Source organism: Saccharopolyspora spinosa NRRL 18395, assembly GCF_000194155.1.
Lineage (GTDB): Bacteria > Actinomycetota > Actinomycetes > Mycobacteriales > Pseudonocardiaceae > Saccharopolyspora > Saccharopolyspora spinosa.
In genome coordinates, this window is record NZ_GL877878.1 from 3,310,745 (window position 1) to 3,317,524 (window position 6,780).

At 69.2% G+C, this 6,780-nt stretch carries 1 protein-coding gene; it reads right to left on the reverse strand.

The features are described from left to right. Nucleotides 1–566: 566 nt before the first annotated feature. Nucleotides 567–6,780 (reverse strand): type I polyketide synthase (locus tag SSPN_RS44110; protein WP_010696245.1); only part of this gene is annotated, 6,214 nt, incomplete at its 5' end.

A 6,780-nucleotide genomic window follows, 5' to 3' on the forward strand; every position in this document is an offset into this window, starting at 1 on the left:
TCTCGGTAGTTCCCCTGGGCGCAGCGACGCCCTCAGGGAGGGAACTCCCCCAGACGTAGTTGTTTCGCGACCGCGCAGACGAGCGACCTTTGTCATCGCATCAAGCGTCGGACCACCGAGGCGTGGAAAGCACGGTCAAGGCGCTCCGCTGGCGCCCCAGCTCGCCGCTGGTCGTTTCCAACGGCCCCTGTGGGCGCGGTAGCGGTGCTGTACCAGCCCGAGAAGAGAGGGGACTCTCCCCGGCTGCCAGGGCCACCCTGTCCGCGAGCCGCAGAGGATCCGCTGCCACGACGGCTGACACCGCAGCCACCGTTTGCGGGCCCTGCGGGGTGAAGACCTCGAAACGCCCGGCCCGGCACAATCCCACGACACCAGGCCGGATATCGAGCGCAACGGCATCGCCGTGTGTGGCTGCCCGGTGCCGCTGCGCAGCGAAGGCGTTGCCGATAACGGGCCGGGTCAACTATGAACGGCGTGGTGCGAGTGGACCCACTCGCACCACGGTATCCGTTTGCTGGAAACAGTTTCGGACATGAAGTCGCTCTCAGCGCCTGCTGGCACGGTTTTCAGTCCAGTGTTCGCAGCCAGTCGTGGACGACCTGGGCGGTCGACGCGGCGAACTCCTCCATCAACGAGTAGTGATTCCCTGGCACGTCGACGATCGTGGACACGCCGTCCAGATTGGTCCTCCAGTTCTTCCCCGTCAGGTCCGGGCTCATCGGTTCGGACGCGCGAATCAGCAGGGTGGGCACCGGCATCGGTTCCGGATCCCAGTGACCGAATAGGCCGCAGGTCCATTCGTAGGCGGACAGCCTGGTGCTGTCGATCGGCACCACGCCCGCCGCACGCTCGAACATCGCTGTCATAAAGTGCGGGCCGGTCTCAAGTACTGAGACGTCGTGCATGGCGTAGGTGTCGAAGAGGATCACCGCGCGCGGTGGCTTCCCGCAGTCCGCCAGGCGTTTCGCCGTGGTGTGCGCGACGATTCCGCCCGAGGACAGGCCCGCGAGCACAAACGGTGCCTCGCCGACGTGCTCGGCGACCGTCTCCGCCTGCAGCGAGACCAACACTGAAGCGTCCACCGGGAGCTTCTCCCCCTCGACGAAGCCCGGTGAAGCCAGCGCCGACACGGTGAGTCCGCCGGGCAGGGCAGCGGCAAGCGGGTAGTACAAGTTCGCGCCGGTCAACGGCACGATCGGGGTGAAGCAGACCAGGTGCGTCCCGCTGTCCCCGCCGACGAGCCGGACCGGTTTGGGCTTGCGCTCCAGCTCGGCGGCGTCGGAGAACGTGGGCCGCAGCCGGGCGACGCTCATCAGTAGCTCACTGGCGAGCCGGAACTGCCCGGCGTCGTGCGCCTCCCGGTAGAGGCTGCTGACGATGTCCGGGGCGCCGTCCTCGACCAGAGCGGTAACCTCAGCCGCAGGGGCGGCCCCGGCGGATTCGGCGAGTTCAGTGGCGAGGTGGGCCGCTAGCTCGCCGATCGTCGGGTGGTCGAACGCCAGGGTCGGCAGCAGGGTGAGGCCGGTCGCCAGGTTGAGCCGGTTGCGCAGCTCCACCGAGGTCAGCGAATCGAAACCGAGTTCCTGCAGGGCGTTGCCGGGTTCGATGCCCTCGACGCCGTTGTGTCCGAGCACAGCGGCGATCTCCACGCGCACCAGGTCGAGTATGGCTTGGTCACGCTCGGCGCCGACCAGTCCGGCCAAGCGGTCCGCGACGTTTTCGCCGGACGCTGGAATCGAGCGGCGGGTGGTGCCACGGACAGGTTTGCGTACCACGTCACGGAGCAGGTGCGGCACCTCACCAAGCCCATGCAGGACGTTCAGGTCGAGGCTGGTGGGCACCACGGCCGGGTGGTCCGAGCGGAGCGCCGTGTCGAACAGGGCCAAGCCCTGCGCGTTGGGCAGTGGTGGCATACCCGAGCGCGCCATCCGCTGGAGGTCGGCCTCGTCCAGCCCAGCCGTCATCCCGCCCGACTGCTCCCACGCACCCCAGGCCAGCGAAAGACCGGGCAGGCCAAGCCGCCGGCGGTGCTCGGCCAACGCGTCAAGGAACGTATTCGCGGCGGCATAGTTGGCCTGACCCGCGCCCCCCAGCACCCCCGCCGCCGAAGAGAACAGGACGAACGCGGCCAGATCGTGATCCTTGGTCAGCTCGTGAAGATTCCACGCCGCATCGACCTTCGGCCGCAGAACAGTGTCGAACCGCTCGGGCGTCAGAGCACTGACAATGCCATCGTCAAGCACCCCAGCGGTGTGAATGACCGCAGTCAGCCGCTCAGACGCGAGCACCACGGCCAGCGCATCACGATCAGCGGCATCGCAGGCCACTACCCGAACCTCCGCACCCTGCCCACTCAGCTCCGCGACCAACTCCGCCACACCCTCGGCGTCCAGACCTCGACGGCTGAGCAACAACAGGCTCCGCACCCCGTGCTCCACAACCAGATGCCGCGCCACCAACCGCCCCAACCCACCGGTACCCCCAGTGATCAACACAGTGCCATCCCGATCCCACGGCACCGGCACGGTCAGCACGGCGCTCGAGGGCACCCGGACGAGCCGCCCGCCCCGGATCTCACCCGCGCGAACGAGTACCTGCGGCTCACCGGAGGCCACCGCCCCCGGCAGGGCTTCGAGAGAAGCGTCTTCCGAGTCGAGGTCTACCAGCCCGAAACGGCCAGGGTTCTCGGTCTGGGCAGAGCGCACCAGGCCCCAGACCGAGGCCGCGGCGAGGTCGACGGCGCCTTCCGCGGCACTGCCCTCGGCAATCGCGCCGCGAGTCACGAAAAAGGCGCGGGACCTGGCGAACTGAGGTGCGGCGAGCCAGGTTTGCACGAGGTCCAGCACGCGGCCGGTCACCTCTCGCACGGCGTCCGGGATCTCTCCCGGGCCCGAGGCGATCGGGATCAGCAGGGTTTCGGGCACGATGTCGAGCTCGGAGAGCGTAGCGAAGACCGGCGTACCGGGGACTGCCAGTTCGCCCAGCACGGCAAGGGAACCCGGTGTCCCCGCCGACACGGTCAGCCACTCGAGCCGGAACAGGGCGTCCCGGTTGGCCACGGACAGCGCGCCGGTGTCGACCGGGCGCAGGGTCAGCGCTCGCACCGAAACGACCGGTTGCCCGGTCTGGTCCGCGACTTCGAGGGACACGGTGGCCGGCCCCGACACACTCAGCCGTACCCGCAGGGACGTAGCGCCGGTGGCGTGCAGCGAAACCCCGTTGAAGGAGAACGGCAACTGGCCTCCCTCGGGTGATGCCGCACCCGGGGTAGAAAGCACGTCGGCGCGCGGACCGCCGATGCCCGCGAACGCAGCGGCGTGCACGGCCGCGTCCAGCAGCGCCGGGTGCAGGCCGAACCCGCTGGTGTCGACCACACCCGGATCGACTTCGGCGAAGATCCCTTCGCCGCGCCGCCACACCGACTTCAGTCCCTGGAAAAGCGGGCCGTAGTCGAAACCGGCATCAGCAAGCTGCTGGTAGAACCCGTCGAGCCCGATCGGCTCCGCGCCCACCGGCGGCCACGGAACCTCTTCCACCGCAGGCTGGACCTCGGCAGAAACGACACCCCTGGCGTGGCGGGTCCACTGGACGTCCTCGCCACGGGAGTAGACGCTCACCGTGCGGGCGCCCGCCTCGTCCGAGCCGCCGAGCACCACCTGGATCTGGACGCTGCCGTCGTGCGGCAGGACCAGCGGTACTTCCAGGACCAGCTCGTCGACGTGCCCGCAGCCGACCTCGTAACCAGCGTGCACCGCGAGCTCCAGGAACGCGGTGCCGGGAAGCAGGACCACCCCGCCGATCGTGTGCTCGACCAGCCACGGGTGCGAAGTCAGCGAAAGGCGGCTGGTGAACAGGAATCCGCCGGACTCCGGCAGCTCGACCCCAGCCCCCAGCAGCGGGTGGTCCGTCGCGCCCAGCCCCAGCGAAGCGGCGTTACCCGAGCCGGTGACTGCTGTCGGCCAGTAGCGCTCGCGCTGGAACGCGTAGGTCGGCAGTTCCACTCGGCGGCCGGCGGCGATCAGCTTGGCCCAGTCCGGTTCGACGCCGAGGACGAACAGCTCCGCCAGCGCGCTGACCGCCGACTTCTCCTCCCCACGATCCTTGCGCACCAGCGGAATCGCTGCGGTGCCCACCAGGTTCTCCTGGACCAGTGCGGACAGCGCGCCGTCCGGGCCGAGCTCCACGACCGCCGTGACACCCGCGGCCTCCAGCGCCCTCACCCCGTCGGCGAACCGCACCGTCTCGCGGACCTGCCGCACCCAGTACTCCGGGTCACGCCACTCTTCCGACACGATCCCACCGGTCACCGTCGACACCGCCGCGATCGACGGCGCGCCGAACGACAGCCCCGTCACAACCTCGCGGAACTCGTCCAGCATTGGCTCCATCAACGCCGAATGGAACGCATGGCTCACCTTCAAGCGTCGGCTCCGGAAACCATCCACCTGCGACACGGCCGCCTCGGTCCCGGCGATCACCACCGACCGCGGGCCATTCACGGCAGCCAGCGAAACACCTTCCGGCAACGGCGAAAGCTCGTCTTCCGTGGCCTCAACGGCGACCATCACGCCACCGGCGGGCAACGCCTGCATCAGACGACCACGCTCGCGCACCAGCACGCCGGCATCCTCGAGGGACAACACACCCGACACGTGCGCGGCGGCGATCTCGCCGATCGAATGCCCGGCCACGAAATCCGGCACGATCCCCCATGACTCCACGAGCCGGAACAGCGACACTTCCAGAGCGAACAACGCGGGTTGCGTGAACCCGGTCAGCGCCAACGACTCCTCGTCATCGGCGACCGGGGAGCCCAACGCGGCCGACACCGCGTCGAAGGCTTCCGCGAACACTGGGAACCGGGCGTAGAGCTCCTTGCCCATCCCGGCCCGCTGACTCCCCTGACCGGCGAACAGGAACGCCGTCCGGTTTCGTCCATGAGCCGTGCCCTCGACCAGGTTCGCGGAGCGACCGCCCTGGCCCAGTTCGGTCACGGCGTTCAGCAGTTCTTCGTAGTTCTCGCCGACGAGCACCGCACGGTGCTCGAGCACCGACCGGTGCGCGGCCAGGGAAATCGCGACATCCGCAGCCGTGACACCGGTCGTTTCCCTGAGGTAGGCCGCGAGCCGTGCGGCCTGCGCGCGGACGGCCGCGGGCGTCTTCCCGGACACCACCCACGGCAGCACCACGGGCCGGGGAACCGGTGTCGCTGTGACAGGGGCCGCCGCCGGAGCCTGCTCCAAGATGGCGTGCGCGTTGGTCCCGCTGATCCCGAACGAGGACACCCCACCGCGACGCGCGCGGCCGACCTCCGGCCAGTCCACGGTCTCGGTCAGCAACCGGACGTCACCGCTGTCCCAGTCCACATTGGTCGACGGGGTGTCCACGTGCAACGTCTCCGGCAGAACACCGTTTCGCAGCGCCATCACCATCTTGATCACCCCGGCCACACCGGCCGCGGACTGGGTGTGCCCGATGTTCGACTTCACCGAACCGAGCCACAGCGGCTGCCCCTCCACACGGTCCCTGCCGTACGTCGCCAGCAGTGCCTGTGCCTCGATCGGGTCGCCGAGCGTGGTGCCGGTGCCGTGCGCTTCGACCGCGTCGACGTCCTGAGTGGACAGAGCCGCGGTCGCCAGCGCCTGCCGGATGACACGTTGCTGTGACGGGCCGTTCGGGGCGGTCAGGCCGTTGGACGCGCCGTCTTGGTTGACCGCTGTGCCGCGCACGACGGCGAGCACTTCGTGGCCGAGGCTGCGGGCCTTCGCCAGCCGCTCCACCACGAGCATGCCGACACCCTCGGACCAGCCAACGCCGTCGGCGGCGTCCGCGAACGCCTTGCTCCGGCCGTCCGGCGCGAGCCCGCGCTGTCTGCTGAACTCGACGAAGAGCGCGGGCGTCGCCATTACGGTCACCCCGCCGACCAGCGCTAGGTCGCACTCCCCTGAACTTAGCGCCTGAACCGCCAGATGGAGTGCCACCAGGGAAGACGAGCACGCCGTGTCGACGGTCACCGCAGGTCCTTCGAGACCGAAGGTGTAGGCCAATCGGCCCGACATGACGCTCGCCGTGTTGCCGGTGCCGATGTGGCCTTGGAGTTCGGTGGCGGCGGGCATCCGGGTCAGCGCCTCGGCGTAGCCGGTGTGGGTGGCACCGACGAACACACCAGCATTGCTGCCCTTGATCGAGGCGACGTCTATCCCGGCGCGTTCGAAGGCCTGCCAAGAGGTCTCCAGCAGCAACCGCTGCTGCGGGTCCATCGCCATCGCCTCACGCGGCGAAATCCCGAAGAAACCTGCGTCGAATTCGGCCGCGTCGTAGAGGAAACCGCCATGACGCGCGTACGTCGTGCCGACATGGCCGGGGTCCGGGTCGTACAGGCCGTCGAGGTCCCAACCGCGGTCGACGGGGAACTCTCCGCGGGCCTCCGCACCCGCCACGAGAAGACGCCAGAGGTCCTCGGGTGATTCGACCCCGCCGGGGAAACGGCACGCCATGCCGACGATCACGATCGGGTCGTCGGACGGCGACGCGCTGGTCCGTGTTGGCACGCGGCCCTGGTCACCGTCGCCCAGCAGCTCGTCGAGCAAGCGGTCGGCGAGCGCGGTCGGGGTCGGGTAGTCGAAGACCAGCGTCGGGGGAAGCCGCAGGCCGGTCGAGGTGTTGAGGCGATTGCGCAATTCCACCGCGGTCAGCGAGTCGAAGCCCAGTTCGGTGAAACGCTGCTCCACGCCGACCACACCGCCGTCGGCGTGTCCCAGCACGACGGCGGCCTGACCA